Annotated in this window: 24 protein-coding genes; 8 read left to right on the top strand and 16 right to left on the bottom strand. The window is 45.6% G+C overall.

Annotation, left to right across the window (positions count from 1 at the left end; translation table 11 throughout):
* The first annotated feature begins 84 nt into the window (after positions 1-84).
* Together ACLSU7_RS08455 and ACLSU7_RS08460 are read left to right on the top strand one after the other, a co-directional pair.
* Positions 85-1,839 carry an ABC transporter ATP-binding protein gene (locus tag ACLSU7_RS08455; RefSeq protein ID WP_413295096.1) on the top strand — a complete coding sequence of 585 codons (1,755 nt, stop codon included), beginning with the start codon at positions 85-87 and terminating at the stop codon, positions 1,837-1,839.
* A complete protein-coding gene (locus ACLSU7_RS08460) occupies positions 1,832-3,658 on the top strand; it encodes an ABC transporter ATP-binding protein (RefSeq protein WP_413295097.1) in 1,827 nt (608 codons plus the stop codon). The genes ACLSU7_RS08455 and ACLSU7_RS08460 overlap by 8 nt, the downstream gene beginning before the upstream one ends.
* A gap of 38 nt (positions 3,659-3,696) precedes the next feature.
* Here the strand turns inward: ACLSU7_RS08460 and ACLSU7_RS08465 are convergent, their stop codons facing one another.
* Entirely contained in the window at positions 3,697-4,497 is an 801-nt protein-coding gene (locus tag ACLSU7_RS08465) for a GYF domain-containing protein (RefSeq protein ID WP_413295098.1), read from the bottom strand.
* Between the two features lie 511 nt (positions 4,498-5,008).
* Between ACLSU7_RS08465 and ACLSU7_RS08470 the strand changes: the two genes are divergently transcribed.
* Positions 5,009-5,791 carry an alpha/beta hydrolase gene (locus ACLSU7_RS08470; RefSeq protein ID WP_413295099.1) on the top strand — a complete coding sequence of 261 codons (783 nt, stop codon included), beginning with the start codon at positions 5,009-5,011 and terminating at the stop codon, positions 5,789-5,791.
* On the opposite strand, the gene ACLSU7_RS08475 is transcribed toward ACLSU7_RS08470, so the two are convergent.
* Genes ACLSU7_RS08475 through ACLSU7_RS08490 form a run of 4 tightly spaced genes read right to left on the bottom strand, consistent with a single transcriptional unit; the run spans position 5,709 to position 8,784 of the window.
* A complete protein-coding gene (locus tag ACLSU7_RS08475; protein WP_413295100.1) occupies positions 5,709-6,113 on the bottom strand; it encodes an acyl-CoA thioesterase in 405 nt (134 codons plus the stop codon). The two genes, ACLSU7_RS08470 and ACLSU7_RS08475, sit on opposite strands and share 83 nt — an antisense overlap.
* Positions 6,114-6,125: 12 nt before the next feature.
* Positions 6,126-7,133: a phosphonate ABC transporter, permease protein PhnE gene (gene phnE / locus ACLSU7_RS08480; RefSeq protein WP_413295101.1), complete on the bottom strand. Its 1,008-nt coding sequence runs from the start codon at positions 7,131-7,133 to the stop codon at positions 6,126-6,128.
* The gene (phnC, locus tag ACLSU7_RS08485) at positions 7,111-7,890 is read right to left on the bottom strand and encodes a phosphonate ABC transporter ATP-binding protein (RefSeq protein ID WP_413295102.1); all 780 of its coding nucleotides are present in this window, start codon (positions 7,888-7,890) and stop codon (positions 7,111-7,113) included. Before phnC ends, phnE begins: the two co-directional genes overlap by 23 nt.
* On the bottom strand, positions 7,891-8,784 hold the full coding sequence (locus tag ACLSU7_RS08490) for a phosphate/phosphite/phosphonate ABC transporter substrate-binding protein (RefSeq protein ID WP_413295103.1): 894 nt from the start codon (positions 8,782-8,784) through the stop codon (positions 7,891-7,893).
* Positions 8,785-8,872: 88 nt separating this feature from the next.
* Here ACLSU7_RS08490 and ACLSU7_RS08495 point away from each other — a divergent pair, with 88 nt between their 5' ends.
* The 4 genes from ACLSU7_RS08495 to ACLSU7_RS08510 all read left to right on the top strand — a co-directional run bounded on the left by ACLSU7_RS08495 (position 8,873) and on the right by ACLSU7_RS08510 (position 13,700).
* Complete coding sequence (locus tag ACLSU7_RS08495; RefSeq protein ID WP_413295104.1) at positions 8,873-9,601, top strand: HAD family hydrolase; 729 nt, start codon at positions 8,873-8,875, stop codon at positions 9,599-9,601.
* The gene (locus ACLSU7_RS08500; RefSeq protein ID WP_413295105.1) at positions 9,601-10,257 is read left to right on the top strand and encodes an SAM-dependent methyltransferase; all 657 of its coding nucleotides are present in this window, start codon (positions 9,601-9,603) and stop codon (positions 10,255-10,257) included. Before ACLSU7_RS08495 ends, ACLSU7_RS08500 begins: the two co-directional genes overlap by 1 nt.
* Positions 10,254-12,800 carry an ATP-dependent helicase HrpB gene (gene hrpB, locus ACLSU7_RS08505; RefSeq protein ID WP_413295106.1) on the top strand — a complete coding sequence of 849 codons (2,547 nt, stop codon included), beginning with the start codon at positions 10,254-10,256 and terminating at the stop codon, positions 12,798-12,800. The genes ACLSU7_RS08500 and hrpB overlap by 4 nt, the downstream gene beginning before the upstream one ends.
* Positions 12,801-12,932: 132 nt before the next feature.
* On the top strand, positions 12,933-13,700 hold the full coding sequence (locus ACLSU7_RS08510; protein WP_413295107.1) for a hypothetical protein: 768 nt from the start codon (positions 12,933-12,935) through the stop codon (positions 13,698-13,700).
* Positions 13,701-13,748: 48 nt separating this feature from the next.
* Here the strand turns inward: ACLSU7_RS08510 and ACLSU7_RS08515 are convergent, their stop codons facing one another.
* Together ACLSU7_RS08515 and rpsD are read right to left on the bottom strand one after the other, a co-directional pair.
* The gene (locus tag ACLSU7_RS08515; RefSeq protein WP_413295108.1) at positions 13,749-13,976 is read right to left on the bottom strand and encodes a hypothetical protein; all 228 of its coding nucleotides are present in this window, start codon (positions 13,974-13,976) and stop codon (positions 13,749-13,751) included.
* Between the two features lie 14 nt (positions 13,977-13,990).
* Positions 13,991-14,617, bottom strand: coding sequence for a 30S ribosomal protein S4 (gene rpsD, locus ACLSU7_RS08520; RefSeq protein WP_413295109.1), 627 nt, complete (start codon positions 14,615-14,617; stop codon positions 13,991-13,993).
* A gap of 249 nt (positions 14,618-14,866) precedes the next feature.
* Between rpsD and ACLSU7_RS08525 the strand changes: the two genes are divergently transcribed.
* Positions 14,867-15,223 carry a hypothetical protein gene (locus ACLSU7_RS08525; RefSeq protein ID WP_413295110.1) on the top strand — a complete coding sequence of 119 codons (357 nt, stop codon included), beginning with the start codon at positions 14,867-14,869 and terminating at the stop codon, positions 15,221-15,223.
* Between the two features lie 375 nt (positions 15,224-15,598).
* Here ACLSU7_RS08525 and ACLSU7_RS08530 read toward each other — a convergent pair whose 3' ends face one another.
* The 9 genes from ACLSU7_RS08530 to alr are packed head-to-tail and all read right to left on the bottom strand — an operon-like array spanning position 15,599 to position 24,162.
* Entirely contained in the window at positions 15,599-16,036 is a 438-nt protein-coding gene (locus tag ACLSU7_RS08530; RefSeq protein WP_413295111.1) for a DUF962 domain-containing protein, read from the bottom strand.
* 44 nt (positions 16,037-16,080) lie between these two features.
* Positions 16,081-16,596: a serine O-acetyltransferase gene (cysE, locus tag ACLSU7_RS08535; RefSeq protein WP_413295112.1), complete on the bottom strand. Its 516-nt coding sequence runs from the start codon at positions 16,594-16,596 to the stop codon at positions 16,081-16,083.
* Positions 16,596-17,558: a 3'-5' exoribonuclease YhaM family protein gene (locus ACLSU7_RS08540; protein WP_413295113.1), complete on the bottom strand. Its 963-nt coding sequence runs from the start codon at positions 17,556-17,558 to the stop codon at positions 16,596-16,598. The genes cysE and ACLSU7_RS08540 overlap by 1 nt, the downstream gene beginning before the upstream one ends.
* Positions 17,558-18,274, bottom strand: coding sequence for a hypothetical protein (locus tag ACLSU7_RS08545; RefSeq protein WP_413295114.1), 717 nt, complete (start codon positions 18,272-18,274; stop codon positions 17,558-17,560). Before ACLSU7_RS08545 ends, ACLSU7_RS08540 begins: the two co-directional genes overlap by 1 nt.
* Positions 18,274-20,019 (bottom strand): tetratricopeptide repeat protein, encoded by a 1,746-nt coding sequence (locus ACLSU7_RS08550; protein WP_413295115.1) that lies wholly within the window; start codon positions 20,017-20,019, stop codon positions 18,274-18,276. Before ACLSU7_RS08550 ends, ACLSU7_RS08545 begins: the two co-directional genes overlap by 1 nt.
* Positions 20,020-20,022: 3 nt before the next feature.
* The gene (locus ACLSU7_RS08555; RefSeq protein ID WP_413295116.1) at positions 20,023-21,390 is read right to left on the bottom strand and encodes an MlaD family protein; all 1,368 of its coding nucleotides are present in this window, start codon (positions 21,388-21,390) and stop codon (positions 20,023-20,025) included.
* Positions 21,387-22,154: an ABC transporter ATP-binding protein gene (locus tag ACLSU7_RS08560; RefSeq protein WP_413295117.1), complete on the bottom strand. Its 768-nt coding sequence runs from the start codon at positions 22,152-22,154 to the stop codon at positions 21,387-21,389. Before ACLSU7_RS08560 ends, ACLSU7_RS08555 begins: the two co-directional genes overlap by 4 nt.
* Entirely contained in the window at positions 22,154-22,990 is an 837-nt protein-coding gene (locus ACLSU7_RS08565) for an MlaE family ABC transporter permease (protein WP_413295118.1), read from the bottom strand. Before ACLSU7_RS08565 ends, ACLSU7_RS08560 begins: the two co-directional genes overlap by 1 nt.
* Positions 22,987-24,162 carry an alanine racemase gene (alr, locus tag ACLSU7_RS08570; protein ID WP_413295119.1) on the bottom strand — a complete coding sequence of 392 codons (1,176 nt, stop codon included), beginning with the start codon at positions 24,160-24,162 and terminating at the stop codon, positions 22,987-22,989. The genes ACLSU7_RS08565 and alr overlap by 4 nt, the downstream gene beginning before the upstream one ends.
* Between the last annotated feature and the right edge of the window lie 8 nt (positions 24,163-24,170).

Below are 24,170 nucleotides of genomic sequence, written 5' to 3' on the forward strand. Positions count from 1 at the left end.
GCCTCCACGAATCAGAGTACTGTATATCAGTACCTGACGCAATTCCCTTGTGGGATTTCGCTATATTCATTAGAGTTGTCGACGATGCAGTCCTCAGAAAATGCTCTTCTTTTTAAACGCCCTCTTTTATTTTATATAAAAAACAATCCTCGCGCCTTCAGCTTAGGGATGTTGTTTTTGCTTTTCACAAATGCGCTGGATGGGATCTATCCGCTGGTGATGAAACAAATCATCGATAGCATTGAAGCCCGCGCACCTATGAGCGAGATCACGAAAACCTGCTTGATCTTTGCCTTGGTGATGGCAAGTCTTGCTGCGACTCGTTTGGGATGGCGGGCCTTCTTTGGTAAATTTCATACTTATGCCGCGGAAGATATTCGCCGGCGCATTTTCAACCATTTGACTTCCCTGGGCCCTAATTTTTTCCATAAGAATCAGGTCGGCGAGTTGATGAGTCTTTTAACGAACGACGTTCAATCCTTCCGCCAAGCAATTGGCCCGGGCCTTCTGATTCTGGCAGATGGTGTGATCATTATCGCCATCGTCTTCCCCATCATGGTGATGATGAACTGGTCATGGACTTGGAAAGTTTTGGTATTCCTGCCGCTGGTTCCACTGATGATCTGGAAAGTGATGAAGCTGATTCACACAAATTATAAAATCCAACAGGATCGCTTCTCAGAATTGACCGGCGTCGCCCAGGAAACGGTGGGCGGAATCCGCGTGATCAAAAGTTTTTCTCAAGAACACAATCGCACACAGCTATTTAACGGAGTCAGTGCCGCTTTTGAAAAAGCTTGTAACAAAGTCGCGAAAGTGGATTCCCTGTTCGTGCCAGTGATGGAGTTTGGCGTGACTTCTGGAAGTGTCATTCTGCTTTTCGTCGCGAAAGACGATTTATATGCTGGGACGGTAACGATCGGAACTTTCTTTGCGTTTCATCGCTATATTCAGAAAATGGTCTGGCCGATGACGGCGCTGGGTATGGGCTTTTCTATGATGCAAAAAGGCTATGCTTCTTTTGATCGTATTAAAGACGTGCTAAAAACTGACACAGACATTCCTGATAACGGAAAGATTGAAATTACACGCTTTGAAAATCTGGAATTCAGAAATGTTTCCTACAAACACCAAAGCAGCAGCGTTTACGCTTTAAAAAATGTTTCCTTCACACTGAAAGCCGGCGAAAGCCTGGGCATCATGGGTCCGGTGGGAGCAGGTAAAACAACTTTGTTGCACCTGCTGACGCGTCTTTATCCTTTATCTGAAGGCGAGATTTTTGTGAACGGTCATGCGATTGAAGACATCACGCAGGAATCTTTGCGTAAGACTTTCCTTTTGGTTCCCCAAGAGGCCTTTCTCTTTAGTGAAAGCATTTCTGAAAACGTCAGCTTTGGATTATCAGAGCGCGCATCTGACCAGGATATTCTGCGCATGACAGAGACCGTGGATCTTACCCGCGAGATTCAGTCACTACCACACCAGTTTGAATCCCAGCTGGGTGAGCGCGGAGTAAATCTATCGGGTGGACAAAAGCAACGTCTGACGATTGCCCGTGGCTTGATTATGAAGACCCCGGTTTTAATTTTGGATGACTCGTTAAGTGCCGTGGATACGCGCACTGAAAAAGCGATTGAAAACGAGCTTGGCAAAGATAAAGGCTCCATGAGTCGCATTATCGTGGCTCACCGTCTGTCTTCGCTAAAAACGGTGGACCGCCTGTTGATCCTTCGCGATGGAGAAGTCGAAGCCTTGGGAACATATCAAGAGGTATTAAAAGTCAGTCCGACATTCCAAAAAACTGTCAGCATCCAAGGTCAGGAGGTGAATCATGAATAATGATAACTTCATGAATGAAGACCTGGTGAAAACGAAAGTCACGTACCCGGTACTTTTCAAAAGACTGTGGCCGTATGCTCGCCGTGAAAAAGTTCTGTTATTTGCTGCCATCTTTGCAGTCTTTGGCGGAGCTTTAGTAGCGCGTTTGGTACCCGCTTTGATCGGTTATGCGATCGATCACGGTGTAAAGGGCAAGAACTATGAACTTTTCACCCAAGTGGCTTTTGCATATCTCGGTCTTGAAATTTTGCGTACGTGTTTTTCTTTCTCTAACAATATGCTTTTTCAATTATTTGGAAATCGCATGCTGTTTCACTTGCGTGAAGACTTGATGAATCACGTGCAAAGACTGCCACTGCAATTTTTCAATAAAACTCCGACCGGACGAATTGTTACCCGCCTAACCAATGACGTGGCCTCTTTGGGCGAGCTTTTCACTGAAGGTGTTATCACGGTCTTCACTCAGTTCGTGGTGATTTGCTCTGTGGTCGTGGCTTTGGCGCTGATTTCCTGGAAGCTGACTTTGATTTCCTTGATTTTAGCTCCCGTTTTTATTGCGGCTTCATTTTACCTAAGCAATAAGATCCGCGATATTTTGCATGAGCAGAAAAAGAAACTTTCCGTGATCAATGCTTTCTTAGCTGAAAATCTAAATGGAATAAAAGTCGTTCAGCTCTATAATCGTATTCGTCGTAATCGTGATCGCTTTACAAACCTGTCCACGGATTATCGCGATACAAATATGCGCTCGATCTATGCCTATGCGATGATGCAACCGATTATGAATCTGTTCAATGCGGTGACGATCACATCAGCTCTCTATTTCGGGGGCTTGATGAGTGCAGAAAACTCCATCGCGATTGGTTCCTTGGTCGCGTTCCTGATGAACATCCAGGACTTCATCCCGCCTTTGCGTGAGATTTTAGAAAAATACCAACAGTTCCAAAATTCATTAACCAGCGCAGAACGTATTTTTACGCTCATGGATGAACACAAAGAATACGAATTGGATTCTTTGCAAAAAACAGACATGGTCCGTGGCGACATAGAAATTCGCAATTTGAACTTCCGCTATGAGGAAAATCTGCCGTTTGTTCTAAAGAACGTAAATTTGCATTTCCAGCCAGGGGAATCCATTGCTTTGGTAGGTCGTACCGGAAGTGGTAAATCCACTTTCATCTCTTTGCTTCAGCGTTTTTATGATGCTCCGGAGAAATCGATCTTTATTGATGGCTTGCCGATTGAAAAAATCGCCCGCGAAGAGATTCGCCATCATGTGGGCGTCGTCCAACAGGATAACTTTATTTTCCGTGGTACGATTCGCGGTAACATCGGCTTGGGCGATCCAAAGGTCTCAGACGAGCAAATTCAAAGAGCCTGCGAGAAAACCGGTTATATGGGTCTATTGACTCGCACGGGACGTGATTTAAACAGTCCCGTGGATGAACGCGGCGCGAATCTTTCTGTCGGCGAACGTCAGTTGATCGCTTTTGCACGGATCTTGGCTTTCAATCCCGATATTTTAATTCTGGATGAAGCGACGGCGAATATCGATTCTGAAAGCGAGCACATCATCCAGGAAGCGACTCGCGAGATCACCAAGGGTCGAACCAGCATCATCATTGCTCACCGCCTGTCGACAATTGAACAATGTGATCGCATCGTTGTATTGAACCAGGGTGAAGTCATGGAAGTTGGCTCCCATCAGGAATTGATGGCCGCTCAAGGTATGTATTATCAATTTGCTTCGGCAGGGTCTAAGTCACCTTTGATCGATGATTCCGAAGCTCCAAAAATGGAAGTGGCAGAAAAGTCTTAGACTTTCTGCCACTCTTTAAATCTGTTTTCTAAATAATCTTAAGCGGCTTTTGGTGTCGTGAAGTTTTTGATGCTTTCACGAACCGATTGACTCACGGTTGTAAACTTCACGCCGTATCTGACCGCGTCTGTTCCTCTGGGAGCCATTTCTTTAATGAACTGTTTGCTAACGATTTGGCAAACAGCGTTGAATGGAGGCACTCCATCACCAGGTTGAAAGTGAAGGAACAGTGATTGACCCGGTTGCAAATTCGGATTGTCGATCAGGACACCCGCACCACCAGCACTGATTTCCAAAGCTTGGCCACGGAAAACAGTTTTATTGTTATGAACTATCAAGCTTGCACCGTAAGCTGCGCGTGCATGACGACGGCGGAAAAAGATTTCAGCCAAACCTGTATCAGAAGATTGCTTCATCGCGCGGATTTTATCTGGCGCAAATTCTTCAACTTCAGCTACTCGGCTCCAATTTGCCATGCGTGCATGCCAAATATAGTCGTATTCAAAAAGAGTTTTTTCCTGAAGCATTTGTACAACTTCAACCGGAGAGAAAGGACCGTAGTTATTACCTTCTTTAAGGATGAACCACTCTTTGTCTTTCATTGCTTCTGCGACTTCTTCTTTTTTGCCGGGAGCCGAATCTGGACGTGCCGCAGGTTTTGATGTGACCTTCGCTGAAAACTCAGGATGCTCCATCAACATAACCCAGTCACCCATTGCTTCATCATAGACATAATCAGTCCATTGGTGTTCATGGGATTCAACTTTTTGCAGGACAACGTCAAAAGTGTAAGGTCCAATATGAGTCCCATTATTTGAAAGATAATACTGTTTTCCCATTTGTTCAGTGCTCCTTGGGAATAACTATCGGAGCAAAATCCAATCGACTTAACTGTCGGAAATTAGACATTTTAAGCAAAAATGTTCCATGATTTTTCGTCAAACTTTTGCACATACCCTTCTCAGCTGAAAATAGGGCTAAACACAGATTCATGTTCTCGCATTGAAACACAAGACCCGCCTGAAGGGCCAGTCTTGTGTCCTTCCCCCCTCGACCGCTGTAAATACATACACTCGTTCGTTTACTCTTAAAAACGATTCCTTAGGATAAATGGAATAGAGCTACTACCGACTTGTTCGGGCATTCGTGGGGGATGTTCAAATGAGAAATGGATTTTTTCTCGGCCTCTCTTCTATTCTTATTGTTCTATTTTCTTTTGATTCCATCGCCGGGACGTGCCCGAATCTGATGAAAGGAAGCGACTCCCGAACGCTGTGGCGGCTGTCCCCCTATCAGCCCGCCCGAGGTGTGGCCTTAGTTGTTCACGGCCTTAACAATAATCCCGCGCGCATGGTTTCGATCGAAAATGTGCTCCGTGAAAACAGAATCGATGTCCTGCGTGTGGCGCTATCGGGCCATAACAATAATTTGAATATTTTTAAACACGTCACTGCGGAGATGTGGGAGCGCGATGCCCTGCGCGCTTACTGTCAAGCCAATGAGCGAGCTAAGAAATATGGAATGCCTTTGTACTACGTTGGATACTCTTTGGGCGGAGTCATAGGGGTGACTATCTCGAGTAAGTATCAACACGTTCACTTTGATAAAATGGTATTGTTTGCACCTGCCGTCGCAATTCGCAGGACGGCATTTATCATGCGCATCTTAAGTACGCTAAATCCCCTGACTATCATTCCAAATTTATTCAACCGCGAGGGTTACTTTGCAAATTCAACAGGCACACCTGTTTCCGCCTATCGCGCGACCTTTGAACTTGCAAACTTCGCCAATCGCCATCCCAAACGCAAGGCTATCAACGTTCCGACATTACTATTTATTGATCCGCTGGATGAACTGATCAGCCCTTCGGGCCTTCGGACTTTTATTGCGAATTATCGATTGGACGCATGGAAGACGTTTATGGTGCACAAACGTCCTTTCAGCTGGCAGTCGATTTTTCATCATTTGATGATCGATCCTGCCTCCGTCGGTCAAAGAAGATGGCAGGAAATGAAAGCTGCGATGGTCGATCATTTGGAAGGCCGGAATTTTACTCCAGACCGCATGCTTTCTTCCACTCCGGAGTGGGAAGAATCATTTTACGAGCTTTCAGATCAAATAATCCAAAGGTAAAAACAGCTTCGCTGGCAACTGTGCCATCATCTTTAATCATCTGCTGTTTCATGTGACCGATCTTGCCTTCGTAATCCATGATACTGGAAACGATAGTGATGTTTTCACGAAGTTTAATCTCTTTTAGAAATTTGATATTTACTTCCAGAATGACCGGTCCCTGCTGCAGTCGGTGAATGTCGTTAAAGCCGAATCCACGGGGCGTAATCGCTTCCCATCGGGCTTCTTCGTACAGGGAAAGATAAGTGGCGTTATTCACATGCCCATAAGAGTCGATGTGTGTTTCACGAATCAAAAGTTTATAAGAACCAAACTCACCCATAATGTTCCCTTTCTATTTCAAAGCTTCACGGATATGCGCAGAGGCAAGATCCAAAGCCCATACGACGATGGCGATCACGACGATAATGCAACCGACCTCACGCCACATGGCCTGCCCCTGATACTGAATCAACATAGTTCCAATACCACCGCCACCAACCAAACCTATCACTGTCGCCATCCTGACGTTGATATCCCAGCGATAGACCGTAAATGAAATATAAGGCAGAACCACTTGAGGGACAATCGCATACCAAATGGTTTGCAGCTTGTTAGCCCCGGTGGATTCGATGGCTTCAATCGGACCATCTTCAACAGCTTCGACCATTTCAGAATACTGTTTTGCTAAGGAGGCCACAGAATGAATCATCAATGCAAGCATGCCCGCAAAAGGACCGATACCCACCCACACTGAAAAAATAATCGCCCAGATAAGGGCTTCAATAGAACGGGTCACATTCAAGCAGGTTCGCAAAGCCAGATACACGGGGTATGCGACCGGTCCGCGCATAATGTTTTTGGCACAGAAAAAACTAAGAGCGAAAGCAAAAGGAATGGCAATACTTGTGGCAAGAAAGGCCATGAATATCGTTTCAATAATATTTAATACGGCTCGAGGCAAAACTTCCCAATTCGGATTAAAGAGCCCTTTGAAAAGACGAACCGCGCCGGCAAAGCCATTTTGATCCAAGAGTTCAATGAAAGAGAACTCCGTCTTAATAACTGCTACGACGAACGAGACAATGAGCAAAGTAGCAAACTGCCAGCCCCAAAAAGTACGATACCAGGGTGCAGGTTCTGTCGCGGGATGCAGATCAAAGAGAGCGCCCCCCAGCGTGCGCACTTTCGTATGCCGTAACCACCAAGCGACGACAACGCCCACGAGCATAAAGGCAGCGACAAAAAAAATGTCTCTGACTAAGTCTAAAAGCTGATCTTCGCTATCAACGAAAAGCGCGACGGCTGCACAGCTTAAGAGAAATGCGATACTAAAGGCATCAAAAAATATCCGGCGCAACATCTTGAGTCCCTTCTCCGTAAATTTTTTGAAACCACTCTTGGGTGATCTCCTCGGGTTTTCCCGTGAACACGATCTGCCCTTCTTTAAGAGCGACAACGCGGGTCGCGTATTTTCGCACCAAAGACAAGAAATGCAGATTCGCGACAACAGTAATCCCGAGCTCTTGGTTGATTTTCTTTAAATAATCCATCACGACGTGACACGTAGCTGGATCCAATGAGGCCACCGGCTCGTCGGCCAGTAAGAGAGTCGGATTTTGCATCAATGCGCGGGCAATGGCGACTCGTTGTTTCTGGCCACCAGATAACTGATCTGCTCTAAGATGAGCTTTTTCCGAAATGCCGACGAGTTTCAAATTTTTCAAAGCTTCTGCTTTATCTTGCGGCGAAAACATTCCAAAAAGACTGGGCCAGGTTTTTTTAATTCCCAGAGTGCCCATTAGAACGTTTTTCATAACACTTTGGCGGGGAATCAAATTGAAGTGTTGAAAGATCATGCCCATTTTACGGCGAAGAGAGCGCACCTGCTCTGGTCGTTGAAACTTACCGATGTCCGAGCCCTCGAAAATAATCTCACCACTGGTAGGGGTTTGCAGGCGGTTCAGACAACGCATCAACGTGGATTTCCCAGAGCCACTCAGACCAATCACCACCAAGAACTCCCCTTTTTGGACGTCAAAGCTGACATCGCGCAAAGCTTGAACGCCGTTGGGAAAAGTCTTATTTAATTTTTTCACCGACAAAAAAGGTGTGCTCATTTATTTTCCTGCCGGAAGCATTTGCTTAAGCATTTCTCGGACACTGTCATAATCTGCATCCGTCGACTTTTTCAAATTCGTCGCGCCTAACATCAGATCGAGGGCTTTCTTGCCCTCGGGAGTTGCCACCCACTGCAAAAGAACATCGCAGATTTTTTCCTTCATTTCTTCGGGCATGTCTTTACGGAAAACGATCGGATCATTGGGGATCGGCTCAGACAATTCAACGATTTTTACCTTTTGCTCGACATCTGGATATTGAAGTTTTACCAATCGACGGGCATCTTCGATTTGGCCGTTTTGTGGAGGACTGTAGTAAGTGGCTCCCCCATCGACTTGGCCCTGATAAATCATCGACACGACAGCATCGTGATTCATCGCAAAGACCGTTTCCTTAGGTTCGATTTTTTTATCCTTCATGGTTTTTAAAGGCAGGAGATATCCTGACATAGAAGCCGGATCCACGAATGCCATTTTCTTTCCGTTAAAGTCTTTCAAAGTTTTGATGCCACTCGTACTGCGGGCCAAGAACTGTGATTGATAAGTTCCCAATCCATAGCGGATCACAGTGAGTCGTGCCTGAACTCCATAAGACTTATTCGCCATATAGTAACCATAGGTATTGATAGCAGCGACATCAGCTCTGTTCGTGCCGAAAGATTCAACCACCGCAACAAAAGATTGAGGGATGGTAATTTGGAATTTATAGGGAGTGGATTTTTCCAAATACTCTTTTAAAAGTTTTGAATTATCGGAAAGAACTTTTGAATCCACCGAGGGCACCAAATGAAATTTTATTGGATTTTCGGCAGTACCTAACGCGGCTTTTTTAAAGTTGCAGCTGGAAATACTGAAGACGCACAAAAGTAAAGCGCAGTTCAAAAGAAGCTTCATGAAACCCCCAAGAACATTCTATAAAAGGACCTCGCCCCTGTTAACAAAGTCTTTGCCTTAACTGGACCCTAAACGCTAGGATGGCCCCATGATCGATCAAATCCTTGTCAATATTCACTCCTTGGTTTCCGAGGGAAAAAAATGCCTCGTGGTTTTTGACTTGGATTCCACCCTTTTTGATGTCAGCCCACGTATTGAAAAAATCCTCATGGATTTTGCTTTGGACCCTGAGAACATAAAACGTTTCCCCGAGCAGGTGTCCTGCTTTTCAAAAATAAAAACGGCCCACACAGATTGGGGCTTTACCAATGCCTTGCAACGAGCAGGTCTGGACGGTCATCATCCCGAGTTTCAAGAGGCCGTCGCCTTGTATTGGCGTAAGCATTTTTTCTCGAATGACTATTTGAAATACGACACTCCGAATGAGGGAGCTTTGGAATACGTTCATGAAGTGATGAAGGCGGGAGCGGATGTCGCCTATCTCACAGGTCGGGATGTGCATCGCATGGAACCCGGGACGACTCGCCAGCTGCAACAATGGAATTTGCCCCTCAACGACAAGGCGGTTCTTTTTGTTAAACCCGATAAAGCAATGGACGATGCTGAATACAAAACCGACTGGTTTCTGGCCAAAGAACGCCAGGGATATGACAAAGTTTACTTCTTTGACAATGAACCGGTGATTTTAAACCTTATGGGAGCGAAATGCCCCCATGTGGAAAGTATTTTTTTTGACAGCACCCACTCGGGCAAGGCAGAACCACCTCCTGACCTTCCACGAATTATGAATTTTGTCCTGAATCAAAGGAACTCTTAATGTTGTACCTAGTGGCGACTCCGATTGGTGATACCAGCGAGATTTCTTTACGTGCCTTGCAAATCTTGAAAGATTGCGAAGTCGTGATCTGCGAAAGCACGAAAGAAGCTTCCAAATTGTTGCGCGTTCACGGCATCACAGGAAAAACCTATGAGATTCTGGACGAGCATTCCACTCCGGATGATAAGGCCGCTTTGGTTCCACTGTGCGAAAAGAAAATGGTGGCCTTGGTGACCGATTGCGGAACTCCTGGGTTCTGTGATCCTGGTGCCGACTTGGTTCGTTTGTGCCGTCAAAAAAATATTCCTGTTAAATCTGTTTTGGGTGCTTCTGCTTTAATGGGACTTCTTTCTTTAAGCGGCCAACGCATTGATGAATTCTTATTTCGCGGCTTTGTTCCTGCTGAAACCGAAGCTCGTGCAAAGGCTTTGCGCGAGCTTACCAAAGAAAAACGCGCGATCATTCTGATGGACACGCCTTATCGCCTGAAAAAAATGTTGGGCGATATGAAAGATCATTTTCCGAATCGCCGCATGCTTTTATCCTTGAACCTTTCACAGGAAGATGAATTGAACCTTGAGGGCACGATTGATCAAATCGCCAAAAAAGTTCCTTTTGAAAAAGCGGAATTCATGCTGCTTCTTTATCCTGCATGATTCATCTTCCAGTCGATGATTTCACATCTTCCATTAAGGATCAGATGCTGCAAGGACAGAATCTGGTTCTGACGGCGGCACCTGGTGCGGGTAAAACCACACGCCTGCCTCCAGCCCTGTTGGATGTCGTAAAAAATAAAATCATCGTCCTGGAACCGCGAAGAATGGCCGCCATCGCCGCTGCCCATCGTATTGCTGAAGAAAATGGTTGGACCGTTGGTGAAGAAGTCGGCTATCAAGTTCGCTTTGCTAATAAAACATCTGCAAAAACTCGACTTATTTTTATGACCGAGGCCTTGCTAGCTCGCCAGATGCTGGATGATCCCGAATTATCCGATGTGGATCTGGTTATTCTGGATGAATTCCACGAACGCTCTTTACATGTGGACTTGGCACTGGGACTGATTCGCGAACTGCAAGAGCTGGGTCGCGATATTAAACTTTTAGTGATGTCAGCGACTCTTGAAGCTGACAAGATCTCCAGCTATCTGGGAAATGCTCCTATCGTAAGTGTGCCTGGAAAATTATTTGAGCTGGAAGTTATTTATCAAAAAAACTCCCAGGTTGTTCAAACATTTCCGTCGTTCTTTGAAAACCTCGGCCAACTCGTTAGAGATGCGGCAGGAAAAACCTCCAAAGACATTTTAGTGTTTCTGCCTGGCGTGGGCGAGATTGAACGCGCCAAAAACGTCCTGGAAGATTGGGCGAATGGAAAAGGTATCGATATTATTCCACTGCATGGCTCTTTGAATTTAGAAGATCAAAGAAGGGCCCTGCAAAAAGGGGCTCGGCAGCGAATCATTCTTTCAACAAATATCGCTGAGTCCTCTGTCACTTTAGATGGTGTGAACACCGTTATCGATTCGGGGCTTGCGAAAAACATGAAGCAAGATTACCGCACTGGATTTTCCCGTCTGGAATTGGGTCGCATCAGTCTTTCGAGTGCTATTCAGCGGGCGGGACGTGCCGCTCGTCAGTTCCCGGGTTTTGCTTATAAAATGTGGAATAAACTGGATGAGCATTCTTTTTCGAAAAGCGAAATCGCAGAAATACAGCGTATCGATCTGACAGAAAGCCTACTGTTTCTTGCTGCTCAAGGGGTCAGTGACTTTCATAAATTCTCGTGGTTTGAAAAACCCGCATCAGTTGCGATTGATAAAGCCACCCAGTATTTGAAACTTGCTGGGGCCATTGATCACTCAAACAAAATCACGGAACTTGGTCGCAAGATTTTACATTTCCCTCTGCCTGTACGTCTGGCAAAACTGATATTAGTTGCTGGCGACAGAAACTCCTTGGAGCTGGGTTCTGAACTTGCAGCGATTTTGCAAGAGAGAGATTTTTTACGTCGAGAGGCTGTCAGTTCCTTTTTAGGTGATAAAACGGAATGCGACTTAACCGTGCGCTTGGATCTTTTGCAACAGTTTAAAAAATCTGGCAAAGCTCCCCGTGAAGCAGGCTTCATCGCATTGCAGACTGTCGCTCAATCCGCCAATCAAATTCTGGCGCTTGCTAAAAAATTAGGTGGCATTAAAAGTATACAAACTGAATCGGAAGATTTAGAAATGCGCACTCTATTACTGCGCTCATTTCCTGATCGCCTGTGTCGTCGTCGGGGGCAATCTGAACGAGCCTTGATGGTTGGTGGCCGAGGAGTCAAACTGCAACAAGACTCGTTGGTTAAGACGTCTGATTTCTTTGTCGCCCTAAGCGGCGTTGAGGGAAGCAGTGATGCCGAAACCATTGTTAGCCTGGCCTGCGGATTCACCAAAGAATTTATTCTTTCACACTTTAAAGACGAAATTCAAAAAATTCGCGACCTGACATTCATCGAAGAAAAAGGTCAGTTCTTTGTTCGCGAGTATAAGTCTTTGTATGGACTTCCTTTAGAAGAGCCTTCTTTGTTACCCGCCTCTCCGGAAGAAGTGGAAGCCAAGCTTCCACAGGTTCTGGTTGAAAAGTGGGCGTTGGTTTTGAAAAACAACGCAAAGCTTTCTGAGTGGTGGGAGCGATTGGAATTCTGGCGCCGTCATATTGAAAATGGCACCAGTGATTCTGAATTTTCATTCAGCGATGAGCAACTTGAAGATTTAAAGCTTCAAGCCTTCTCTCAAGCCAGTATGGGTGAAAAGAAATTGCAGAGTGTTTTTGAAAAAGACCTGGTGTTCTTTTTTGAAAGTGTTTTCCCTGGGGATTTCATCCGTATTTTTAACAAAGAATTGCCGGCAAGAATCACGGTACCCAGTGGCAGTCATATCAAAGTTATTTATCCATCCGACAAAGCTCCCTATCTGGAAGTTCGTATCCAGGAAGTTTTTGGTATGATGGAAACTCCCAAAGTTCTTTCCGGAAAAGTGCCTTTGACGTTTCATCTGTTAGGACCGAATTTCCGCCCTGTTCAGGTGACTTCGAATCTGGAAAGCTTTTGGAAAAACGGCTATCCTGAAGTTCGAAAAGAGCTACGAATCAAGTACCCAAAACACCAGTGGCCTGAAGATCCCGCTGATGGAACTCCGGAAGCAAAGGGCCGCCGCCGCTCTTAAATTGGCTTAGGGTTTGCTCTCATAAAATCTTAGAAATTCTTAAGTTTTCAGACGCAAACCCTTCGATTTGAGGTGGTTTTGCTGTCTAACGCGTAGACAGCGATCGCGCAAAACGGAGCTATTGTGCTGGTAGTGAGAAAGAACATCATTTCATGGACTTTAACTGTATCGGCGATGATATCCGTCTTCAGCCCCATGGCCCATGCTACCAGTACTTGCGAAAACGTCTTTAACGATGTTCCTGAATTTGAAGTCCTGCAGGCGGAAGTAAGCCCGGGTGTGAATTTGGAATACCGCAAAGTCTTTCACAAAGACCGGGAGTTTCACGTATCCGAAGTTTTAGGAAAAACCGATGATTTGCTGTTGGGAATCGCGCCCTTCGGTCATGCTTACTTGGTCAGCGGCAGTGTTCGTCTGGATGGAACTGTTTTAGGTCGAAAAACGACTGTGAATGATCACATGGCCGAACTTGAAACGGGCATCGTTATTAAAATCAAAAAACAGGACATGGATAAAACTCGTCTGAAAAAATTTGATGACACCTATGGCGTCAGCTGCGGAAAAACGGCTTGCGAAGCGATGGCGAAAGCAGGCGACCTTTATATCGGTGCGAATAAGTCAGCTTACTATTCTCCCCACGAAATGGTTCAAGCGATTTTCAAAGAAGGAATTCGGGATGGCGCTGGCAACGTGGTGCCTTTCGAAGTTTATTATATTGGAAAGTTTGATCTTGTGAACACTCTGAAGCGTGTTCAATCATCGAGTGATCGAATCAAAAAAGAAGTCGTCACCAAATATGGAGTTATCGCCACCGGGATGACGACGATCACGGCTTCTCTTCTTTATTTTCTGGGATACTTTGACGAAGACTCTCAGAAATCTTCTGCAATTCGGAAATAAAAAAAGGGAGCTCGAAAGCTCCCTTTTTAGTGATTCTCTTTAATTGGATTAGTGAAGCTTACCGCAGCACTCAGCACAAGCTAGCTCGCCCTCGTTAGCCGATTCTTCTTCGCGGCTTTCGATTTTTGCAAGCATCTCGGCAAATCGGAAAGACATGTCGTACAAAGTATCCACGTCGATCACGAACTTTTCGCCTGCCAATTTAACAGTGACGAATTCGCCGTTTACTTCATCAAGAGAAATTTCCTCAGCTTCGAGGAATTTAGCGTTTTTCATTGCGCCCTCTTCAATTACCCGCGCAAAGAGTAGTAACTGATCACAAGACCTGGGTCGAATGTGAACGGTACTGCTTCGATGTTTGGTTCGTCGATCAAGCGACCAGATTCTTCGCCACCTTTTTCTTCTTTAGTCATGAAAGAAGGAAGTGGAAGACGAGGAGATTGTTTAGCAGCAAGATAAACTTGGTTTTGGTATGCTTCAGGTTTCAAAGAAACAACGTCGCCAACTTTGATGATTTGCGATGCGATGTTCACTTTTTTACCGTTCAACAAAACTTTACCGTGAGAAACCAATTGTTTTGCCGCTGGGATAGAAGTTGCGAAACCAAGACGGAATACAACGTTATCCAAACGCTTTTCAAGAAGGTTTACCAAAGACTCAACCCAGTTCGTGTTGGATGATTTTTGAGCTTTGCCGATAATACGACGGAATTGTTCTTCACGGATTCCGTAGTGAATGCGGATTTTTTGTTTTTCTTCAAGTTGCAAACCGAACTCAGAATATTTACGACGGCGTTGACCGTGTTGACCTGGAGGATACGGTCTTCTTTCCAAAGCACCTGCTTTACCCAAGCCTGGAAGCTCAGTTAGTAGACGTCTTTGTTTTTTAAAACGAGCTGTTTTACCTTTTCTTTTCATATCAGTAAGTCCTTTATAAGCGAGCTACCGTGATAAAGGCTTGCCTTCGTCTTGAACAGTTATTCCTTTTTTAAAGTCGCAACTGAAAGCCGACTGAAAGCAAGGTGATAGTATCTTGAGAATGAAAACGAGCTGACAACCCCTTGAGGACGATTTTCAAATTAATTTAGCTCCCCAAACCCTGTTCTTATTTCCTTATGTCACGATTTTCACTCAACAATTCCAACTCCCTTTGCTATCTGAACATCAATGACGCGTTTCAAACTCCTGACACTGATTCCAATTATCACTTTGCCTGCAATCAGCCAAGCAAAGACGAGGATGCTTCTGTATTGCAAAGATATCGCGCAGCCGGATCTTAAAAGCATCACCCTTCAGGACAACACCAGCATTCAGCAAGAGGGTCTTTTAGAGCTCATTGAAGAACACAAGGACGGCAGCAAAAAAGAGCTTTTCGCAATGGATACAGACTTTAAAGATGGTTGGATTCCGATGTCACCGAAGGACGGATATCAGCGTGTCCTGGTAAAAAAAGAAGGCAAATGGTCAGTCGCTCAGAACAAAGGTGACTACCGCGTTTTCAACGACGCTCATTGCGATAAATAGGCTGCGGCCATACTCTCAAAGCACTCAATACCCCAAATGAATGCGGCGCATCGCCCCTCATATACGATATCCTCACTTCTATTTGCATTACGGTTTCATGACCGGAAACTAATTTTAAAACTGTCGCTTGACGCTGCGCAGCTCTGCGACAATGGAGGAGTACCTAAACCACAAGGATCAATTCGGTCTGAGTGATTGAAACTAGCACGAAAGGAGTTCGGCTATGAAACAGGTAGAACTAGAAACGGCTCCTACGACCAACACACAACTTGAAAGTACAAGTACTGCTACTCCGGTCCGTAAGAAAAACCGTCGCCGCCGCCTTGCCGCTTGGTAAGAGGCTTTCGGGGCCCTCCTTAGATGGAGGGCTTCCCATCAACTTCTAAAAAATACGTCTTTTAGCACCCACAAAGGCCCGATAAACAGAAATTGAAGATCTTTGAAAAAGGACGGTCGCTTGCCCTCAAGCTTGTGACCATAGAATTGACCGATCCAAGCTACCACAAAAAGTCCGACGAGCAACAGCCACAATGGCTGAACCAGATTTCCCAATAAATACAAAAGCACATAGCAGATTGCCAATTGGCCGAGCATGATCACAAACGGTTTTGCTCCCAGAGTGGCGTACCAACCCAGAGCACATGCAATCAACAATTCGCCCAGGCGAATCGGACCCATTTGTACGGGAATTTGCAGTAGCAAACCGACGACAGTAAAGAAGATCACGGGCACACAGATTTTATGGATGATTCTATTTTGAGGGTTTTGATGACCTTCGCTGTATTCAGCAAACCAAGATTCCAATGTTCTCATTCGAGCTCCTTGAATGCGGTGCATACGTAAACAGGACCTGGCACCTATTTTTGCTGCGAGATGGGGCCGATCATTGTGGCGCCAGCTGGAACGTCTTTGACGACGACGGCGTTGGCACCAATCAAAGCACCGTCACCGATGGTGATGGGGCCTAAAACTTTGGCACCTGTTCCGATCATCACTCTGTTGCCAACGGTGGGATGACGTTTAACGGGATCAAATTTAATTCCCCCCAAAGTCACGCCGTGAAAAATAATGCAGTCGTCGCCAACCACAGCTGTTTCACCGATCACAACTCCAAAGCCGTGATCAATCACCAAGCGGCGACCCAGGGTTGCGCCCGGGTGAATTTCAATTCCTGTAAGCCAGCGAGAAATTTCTGCCACCAGACGAGCGATGAAATAAAAATGAGCTTTATAAAAGGTGTGCGCCACACGATGCATGATCAAGGCTTTAGGACCCGGATAAAGCAAAGCGATCTCCCAAAGAGATTTCGCTGCGGGATCATAAGCCTTGTACGTATTTAACAGCGTCTTGAAACGCTTCCACAAACCAAACATCAATATTTCTCATTCAAATCATCAAGGAGGAAGTAACGATCAAACAGTTCATTATAGCGAGACCATTTCTCGCCCGAACCGCGTTCTCCATCCACGATTGTTTTCAAAGTTGCGACCTTGCTATCAAGATCATCAACCATCGCAATCAACATCGCTTCCATAAATTTTGGACGCTTGGGAGAACCGTACTCCAGTTTACCATGATGACTCAAGATTATATGCTTACAAATATCGCGGAGCTCTTCGCTGAAGCCTAAGATGCGAGCTGCTTTTTTATCTATCAGTTCACAGGCGATTTGCATGTGTCCTAATAGACGGCCGCGATCGGTATAGGAAACGCCATTATCGTAGGAAAGCTCCCAAATTTTTCCGATGTCATGAAAGATTGCTCCGAAAAGAAGCAAATCACGGTTCAAGAACGGATAGTGAGATCCCATAAAGTCCATGATTTTACAGATCGAAAGAATGTGCTCCAGCAAGCCACCCACCCACGCATGATGGATGGATTTAGCTGCCGGTGCACGCAAAACGCGCGGACGAATCTCGGGGTCTTCTAAAGTGTCCAAAACCAATTGTCGCAAATGATCGTTACGCATGCTGCGCACAAGCTGAATCAGCTCAGCCATCATGTCTTCAGAATTTTTCGATGACTTGGGAATAAAGTCTTCGAAATTCACTTCGGAATTTTCAACTCTTTCAAACTTATGGATAACCAGCTGTTTACGATTCTGGAAGAGTTGAACCTGTCCTTTAACCTTAAGAACATCCCCGGTTTCAAACAGGCGAGACAGTTCTTCGACGCGATCCCACAGGCGCGCATCGATAGTTCCAGTGGCGTCGCCCAATTGCAGGCCCATAAAAGCTCGACCGTTTTTTCCGACGCCGACATTTTTTTCTTTTACTAAAAATAAAGAATCAACTGCGTCTCTGTCCTGGAGACTTTGAACTGTCTTTTTTTCCATCAGGGTGCCTCGCAGAAAAGATTTCCGTGCTCGGGATCCACAAAGGAAACTTGAGCCACATAGATCGTGTCGCCTTTTTCAGCAGAGAACAAGAAAGTTCCGCCTAGAACGCTGATATGTCTTTCGCGAGTGGTGTTGACCTTAAGTCCCTCACCTTGCATCGCCAAATTAAATTTCGTCGTGATATCTAAAATTTGATTGCAGCCAGCACCGTACACGGATTCTCCGAGCTTACGTTTGCGCGCATGGCTGATGAATAAAACCTTGCTCTGCTTGGCCTCCGTGAAGGAAGGAAATTCAAAGCCAACATAAAACGAACCCTGGCGATTATTAAGATACTGAGACAAATCAATTTCGCCACCACCACGAGGAAGCTCAAACTTCATGGCCTCTTGCTTAAGAATTCCTGGATTCTTATCCACGAGAAAAACAGAAACATCGGCAAAGACGATTTCCTTATTGCCGGATTCTTTTTTACCTTCGCCGCCACCGTGACCACCCTCGCCACCGCCACCTTCGGCGTGTTCTCCGTGTGCGCCACCTTCGACCGCTTTAAAGGAAAGCATGTCCCAGGCTTTTGTGGGAATTTTCAGATCTGGCGGAACGTCTTCGAACTTAATGATTTTATATTCTTCACGATGATAACCAGGAGTCTTCGTACAACCACTGACGAATACCAAAGCACTGAGGATGAAAAGCACAAAAGGCTGATTCATTAATCAGCCTCCAGTTGATCCCTCATTTCTAACAGAGGTATGAAAGTTGGTTCAGACTGCAATCCGGCTCGTACATAATTGTATGCAGAGTTCCGGTCTTTGCGTTTAATTACGACCCAGGCCAAACCGTAGAGGGCTGCCGCACTGGTGTTGTTTCTTTCGTACATTTTTGTGTAGGCCGCTTGAGCACAGTTCACATCATGAGTCGACATACAGATATCACCCACCAGGCGATCACGAACTGGCAAGCTCATCACTTCCGGCATTTTTAAAACTGCCAAAGCTTCAGGAGCACGACCCGTTTTTTTCAAGTAAGCCGCTTGGGCTGCAAGAACATAAGGATCTTTGGGGCCTTCGGACACCGCTTCACGCAAAAGTTTATCTGCATCGGTATCGCGATTTACTTCCATCAAACACAAGGCGCGAACTGCCTTAAGTTCTGCGGAAGGAACGCTTTTATTGTAAACTTCAGAGCAATATTTCTCTAGGTAATCCCACTGAGTAAAGCGCCAGTCGACGCTTAAAGAGTGAGTGTACAAATTAGAAATACCCGGAGTTTCATTTAAGAACTTCACAATCGCCTGGTTCATGGCATCCACGTCACCCAGCAAATTATAAGAGTAGATCAGGAACAGACTTAATTCCTGACGAAGCAGGTTTGTTTTCTTGAGAACGTTTTGCAGGTCACTTACCAGTGGTTTTAAGAAGCTTAAGTCAGAAGACGTTTTTGCGACTTCCATAGCCGCCATCGAACGGCCATATAATGCCATGACGTTGGTGGGATCTTTAGAAAGCACATGCTCAAACTTGTGCATGGCTTCTTTGTAGTTCCCTTTTTTCATTTCCACGATGGCTAAGTTTAAACGAGCCGCAATGTTGAAAGGTTCGTGACCAATCGCTTTCTGCAAAGTGTTTTCAGCCTCTTTCAAATCCCCGTCCATCATGTAAGAGACGGCAATTCCAAGATACGCATCCACCAACTCCGAACGTTGACGGTTTTCCTGAACAATCGCTTTTTCTAATATACGGCGACCTTGCAAAGTCTGGCGATCCTCTGAAATAAGAACCGGTGCCATTTGAATTTGCGTGTCTAGATCCGGCTCTTTGATGGAGCTTGCGGCTTTATAGGCTTGCAAAGATTTATCGTACAGCCCCACGCTTTTATAACGAATCGCACGGGAAATCAGCTCGTCGTAATTCACACTGTGAGTGGAATCGCGATGACCCAATGTCACATAGATCGCAAGAACCGCAACGGCAGCGACACCAATCACAGCCCAACGAAGAAAATTGCTTTGCTGACGAATTTTATTCTGAACTCGAACGTCGTTTGAAGTTCCATAACTGACACCCGAAGCCGGCATTGCCGATTTATTCACTGCTCGTTCAGAGGCAAATGAAACATCTTTCATTTGCGGAGATTGATTTGGAACCGGAGTCAGTGTTTGCTCCGGATCAACAGTAGGTTCTGTTTTAGTGAACGTCGTGTTGTGCGGAATAGACTGGGTCATCGTGTTGTCAGGAGCATTGTCCTGTTCTTCGCGAATGCTGCGAACGATATCCATGAAACGTTGATTTTCGCGGATATAACTCCAGCGGCCCGAAGGCAGACGAATTTCATCGATGATTGAAACTTGGCGGGATTTTAAAAGAGTTGCGACTTCATCAACAGAGAAAGGCCCCAGAATCCTGGTTGAGGATTTAATCAGCCATACTTTATCTGTATTTGAAACCTCAACCGACATATTTTAAAGCCCCTTCGTTAAGAGGAGCTTCAAGTCGTCGTTGGTCAGATAAAGACCGCCCCCGATAAAGCTGGAGCTTGCATCGTTTTTATTGAAAGCATCATTCCAACCGGCATTCACATAAAGACCGCGATAGAAGAAGTAACTCAAAGAACCGCGCAGATTCGTGCGTTTAAAGTCGAAAGCCTCAACAGTTGCGCGCATTTTGCGACGGAAGAAATAGTAATCCACGCCGAAACCGCCACCGTTTTCGATCACACCCCCTTTAAGAGTGAGATCCCAAAAGTTCTTCGCAAATAACAAAGTGAACTTCAGTTTGTTTTCGTAAGTTTTCTTTTCGTAGTATTCCGCAGAACCCTGTGGCGGAGTGCCGTTGTATTGATAACGAGTTGTTTCCACAACGCCCACTGGATCATCCACAATGGCTAGGTAGTAATAACGGTCCAAGCCCGGTTGAATTTTCACACCGACTGTTGTTTTCCAGTTTCCAACATCACCCAGATAATCTGTTTTGAAATCAAATGCCGTTTCGATTTTGCTGGCAGAGCCGACCATGTCGCTAAGACCATCGATAGCGCTATCCACTTTTTCTGCCGTTGCTTCGTCGCTGATAAGTTTACCGATCGTACCTTCACCACGGTTGATCTTGCCCGTGATCTCATCCAGGTTTTTCATGGTTTGTGACAGGCGAGCCCAAGTTTTTTTGATACCGGTGTCGCTATTGTCATTCATCACTTCACGCAGACTTGATGTGATGTCGTGAACTTCATCCACGATATCGCCAATTTTGTCTTTGTTCTCGGTTGTAACTTGAGCCAGATCCTTAGTGATCGTTTCAACATTCTTGATGATACGACCCAAAACGTGATTGCGAGTACCGTCTTGCGATGTCGCCTCTTCCAGATTTTTTGCGACGACTTTCAAGGAAGCTGTCACCTCACCGACCTGTGCCATAAGGTTTTCCAATGACCCACCGGCTTTCACCGTCAGGATTTGTGCGTTGTCAGGAAGTGGCGGATCTGTTGGGGAACCAGGATAAACTTCGATATGCGCATCACCCAAGATACCTTGAGCTTTGATTTCGATGGCCGCCGAAGTTGTCATCGGAACATCGGATTTAACGGTGATGTCTACGCGGGCCTGACCATCTTGCAAACGAATGTCTTTGATCACGCCGACAGGAATACCAGCAGAACGAATTGCTGAATTTTTAACCAAACCACCCGCATTGGGTATAAGGAACCAGGCTTTTTTTGAACGACCAAGGTAGGAAGGATCTTCGCTCACCTGCATGGACATAACGGCAATCAATGATCCTACGACGATCACTAATAGACCTACTTTAAACTCTGCAGCGCGAAGCCAATTCATTGGTGTTTCATCCCTTTATTCACGAACTTCTTAACCAATTCAATATCGGTGTTGAAGAAGTCCTCTGGAGTCCCGAATAGCAAAACCTTGCCACTATCCAACATCGCGATATGATCCGCAATCCTAAACGCAGCGGACAAATCGTGTGAAACCATGATCGAGGTCAATTGCCCATTCCGGCTCTTATGTGTCTCCAGAATTAAATTATCTACCATTTCAGTCAGAATGGGATCTAAACCCGTGGTCGGCTCATCATAGATCAGGATTTCTGGATCTAGGGCGAGAGCTCTCGCTAATCCCGTTCTTTTTTGCATCCCGCCGGAGATCTGACTAGGAAGTTTTTTGAAGTGCTTTGGGTCCAGCCCGACCTGGTGGAGTTTGTCTTCGGCTATACGAAAGACTTGGGACTCCTTAAGGTCGCGGCGATGTTCAAATAGTGGAAAACATACGTTTTCTAAAACTGTCATGTCATCAAAAAGAGCCGCCGACTGAAAAAGCACGCCGAACTTTTGGCGAAACTTGGTTAGCTCATCTTCATTCATCTGAGCCAAATCCTGGCCTAAAACTTCGATGCTACCGGAAGTGGGTTTATATAAGCCCAGCAAATGTTTTAGCATCACCGATTTTCCAGTACCGGAAAAACCAATGATCGCAGTCAAACTTCCACGAGGAATTTCTAAATCAATTCCCTTAAGAATGTAGTCATTCCCATCAAAAGTTTTTTTCAGATCGCGAATTTGAACTGCCGACTGTTGTTTAAACATTAAGAAATCCCCGACAGACTGTAATACACGCGAATCAAATTCGTCAGGAAATAATCCAGAATAATGATCATAACCATGCTTTGAACCACACCTTGATTCGTGGCTTCACCCACACCTTTGGCTCCGCCCGTGGTGTTGAATCCGCGGTAAGTACAAATGAGCGCAAAGAAGATTCCAAAAACGGCGCCTTTGAAAAGTCCCTCGTTGATATGTTTTACTTCGATCATATCGCGAATTTTTTGCCAGAAAATCGCTTCGTCCAATTGCACCAGGCGCACACACAAAAACCAACTGCCCATCATCGCTACGAAATCGAAAACCGCAGTCAAAAGAGGCATACAGATAAAGGCCGCGACCATGCGTGGAGAAATAAGATACTGCTTGGTATTAACACCCATCACTTCAAGGGCATCAATCTGCTCATTCACACGCATGGTGCCAAGGCGCGCAGCCATGGCGCCACCCGCACGAGCAGCAACGATTAATCCCGTCAACACCGGACCCAATTCACGAGTGATCCCCAGAGCCACAACGGGCCCTACCATGTTCACGGCATTAAACATTTTAAAGCCCAGATAAATTTGGAACGACAAAGCGAGCCCTGTGAATCCACCGGTCAGACAAATAATCCAAATGGACTGGTTTCCGATGAACTCCATGTGCTTGATAATTTCGGGAAAACGCGAGGGCTTGGCGAAAATCAAACGCACGCTTTCGTTGAAGAAGATCATCATTTTTCCGGTTGCTTCAATGAAGCCACGGAAAAATTCAATAACCGAGGATCCAACCCAGGAAATCGCAAATGCTGTTTTTTGCACCAGAGTTTGTGAACTCATCCGATCTCCTTACCGACATACACGCGTGGCACACGCTCGCCCACGCTGGTCAGCATTTCGTAAGAAATGGTATGGGCTTTTTTGGCAATTTCCTCTGCAGATAACAACTGACCTGCTCGATCCCATCCGAACAAAACCACTTCCTGATCTTGCAAAGTGCGAAGGTCTTTCCCTTGTACGATATCTGTGACATCAACCATCAGATAGTCCATGCAAACAGTTCCTGTGATCGGCGCTTTTTGTCCGTTAAACAAAACATGCGTCTGATTGGTCAGCAAACGATGATAGCCATCACCATAACCAATTGCGATCACCGCGATGATTGAATCCCGATGAGCTGTCCACCGAGCACCGTAAGAAACAGTTTCGCCCTTTTTAACCTGGCGGAAATTATTCACCACCGACTTTAAAGTCATAACAGGTTTTAAGTCACCCACATCCGGTCGCCCTAACGAACTGTAACCATAAATCATCAACCCAGGACGAATTCCCCAGTTTTGCATCAACAACGGATGCTTGGAGTCGGCTGCTCCATCTTTCAAAAGCTGCATCAGATTCAAAATTCCAGAACTGTTCAAAGCATGGCAGAACACGTTCATGGATTTAAAGATTTCAGAAACCTGGTTCAACTTCTGCAGCTGATGAGCACTCGTTTGATCCACTTCATCGGCATTTTCCCCAATGTACAAGTGAGTACACAAGGCCTTCACTTCAATCTTTGCGTGGCCATTCAGACGGGCAAAAACTTTTTCAGCCTCTTCCGTGCGGAATCCCAAGCGGTTCATGCCGGTATCAAATTTAACATGCACACTGATTTTTTTATCAGCGACTTGTTCCAAGGCATCGATCTGCTCCCAGGAACTGACCACCGCGGTCATGTTATTATCGATGATGGCTTTCGCACCTATTTTGTCAAAGCCGCGGAACACCAGGATATTTGTTTTCACGCCGGATTGACGAAGCAAAAGACCTTCTTCGATCAGGCAGACACCCAGATTTTGAATGCCCAGTTTTTCCAGGTGCAAAGCTAACTTTACGTCACCATGGCCATAGGCATTCGCCTTTACCATGGGACACAGGAACCTTTGCGGAAACGCTTTCTGCAAGACACGAATGTTGTGTGTCAGGTTATCTAAATTTATTTCCGCAAAAGTCTTTCGAAACATTTCCATTAAAAACA

The organism is Bdellovibrio sp. HCB185ZH, from assembly GCF_047302455.1.
Lineage (GTDB): Bacteria > Bdellovibrionota > Bdellovibrionia > Bdellovibrionales > Bdellovibrionaceae > Bdellovibrio.

Bases quoted from the DNA above. Each gene is read 5' to 3' on its own strand.
- ACLSU7_RS08455 (WP_413295096.1), top strand. From the start codon at position 85: ATGCAGTCCTCAGAAAATGCTCTTCTTTTTAAACGCCCTCTTTTATTT.
- ACLSU7_RS08460 (WP_413295097.1), top strand. From the start codon at position 1,832: ATGAATAATGATAACTTCATGAATGAAGACCTGGTGAAAACGAAAGTC.
- ACLSU7_RS08465 (WP_413295098.1), bottom strand. From the start codon at position 4,497: ATGGGAAAACAGTATTATCTTTCAAATAATGGGACTCATATTGGACCT.
- ACLSU7_RS08470 (WP_413295099.1), top strand. From the start codon at position 5,009: ATGGTTTCGATCGAAAATGTGCTCCGTGAAAACAGAATCGATGTCCTG.
- ACLSU7_RS08475 (WP_413295100.1), bottom strand. From the start codon at position 6,113: ATGGGTGAGTTTGGTTCTTATAAACTTTTGATTCGTGAAACACACATC.
- phnE (WP_413295101.1), bottom strand. From the start codon at position 7,133: ATGTTGCGCCGGATATTTTTTGATGCCTTTAGTATCGCATTTCTCTTA.
- phnC (WP_413295102.1), bottom strand. From the start codon at position 7,890: ATGAGCACACCTTTTTTGTCGGTGAAAAAATTAAATAAGACTTTTCCC.
- ACLSU7_RS08490 (WP_413295103.1), bottom strand. From the start codon at position 8,784: ATGAAGCTTCTTTTGAACTGCGCTTTACTTTTGTGCGTCTTCAGTATT.
- ACLSU7_RS08495 (WP_413295104.1), top strand. From the start codon at position 8,873: ATGATCGATCAAATCCTTGTCAATATTCACTCCTTGGTTTCCGAGGGA.
- ACLSU7_RS08500 (WP_413295105.1), top strand. From the start codon at position 9,601: ATGTTGTACCTAGTGGCGACTCCGATTGGTGATACCAGCGAGATTTCT.
- hrpB (WP_413295106.1), top strand. From the start codon at position 10,254: ATGATTCATCTTCCAGTCGATGATTTCACATCTTCCATTAAGGATCAG.
- ACLSU7_RS08515 (WP_413295108.1), bottom strand. From the start codon at position 13,976: ATGAAAAACGCTAAATTCCTCGAAGCTGAGGAAATTTCTCTTGATGAA.
- rpsD (WP_413295109.1), bottom strand. From the start codon at position 14,617: ATGAAAAGAAAAGGTAAAACAGCTCGTTTTAAAAAACAAAGACGTCTA.
- ACLSU7_RS08525 (WP_413295110.1), top strand. From the start codon at position 14,867: ATGACGCGTTTCAAACTCCTGACACTGATTCCAATTATCACTTTGCCT.
- ACLSU7_RS08530 (WP_413295111.1), bottom strand. From the start codon at position 16,036: ATGAGAACATTGGAATCTTGGTTTGCTGAATACAGCGAAGGTCATCAA.
- cysE (WP_413295112.1), bottom strand. From the start codon at position 16,596: ATGTTTGGTTTGTGGAAGCGTTTCAAGACGCTGTTAAATACGTACAAG.
- ACLSU7_RS08540 (WP_413295113.1), bottom strand. From the start codon at position 17,558: ATGGAAAAAAAGACAGTTCAAAGTCTCCAGGACAGAGACGCAGTTGAT.
- ACLSU7_RS08545 (WP_413295114.1), bottom strand. From the start codon at position 18,274: ATGAATCAGCCTTTTGTGCTTTTCATCCTCAGTGCTTTGGTATTCGTC.
- ACLSU7_RS08550 (WP_413295115.1), bottom strand. From the start codon at position 20,019: ATGTCGGTTGAGGTTTCAAATACAGATAAAGTATGGCTGATTAAATCC.
- ACLSU7_RS08555 (WP_413295116.1), bottom strand. From the start codon at position 21,390: ATGAATTGGCTTCGCGCTGCAGAGTTTAAAGTAGGTCTATTAGTGATC.
- ACLSU7_RS08560 (WP_413295117.1), bottom strand. From the start codon at position 22,154: ATGTTTAAACAACAGTCGGCAGTTCAAATTCGCGATCTGAAAAAAACT.
- ACLSU7_RS08565 (WP_413295118.1), bottom strand. From the start codon at position 22,990: ATGAGTTCACAAACTCTGGTGCAAAAAACAGCATTTGCGATTTCCTGG.
- alr (WP_413295119.1), bottom strand. From the start codon at position 24,162: ATGGAAATGTTTCGAAAGACTTTTGCGGAAATAAATTTAGATAACCTG.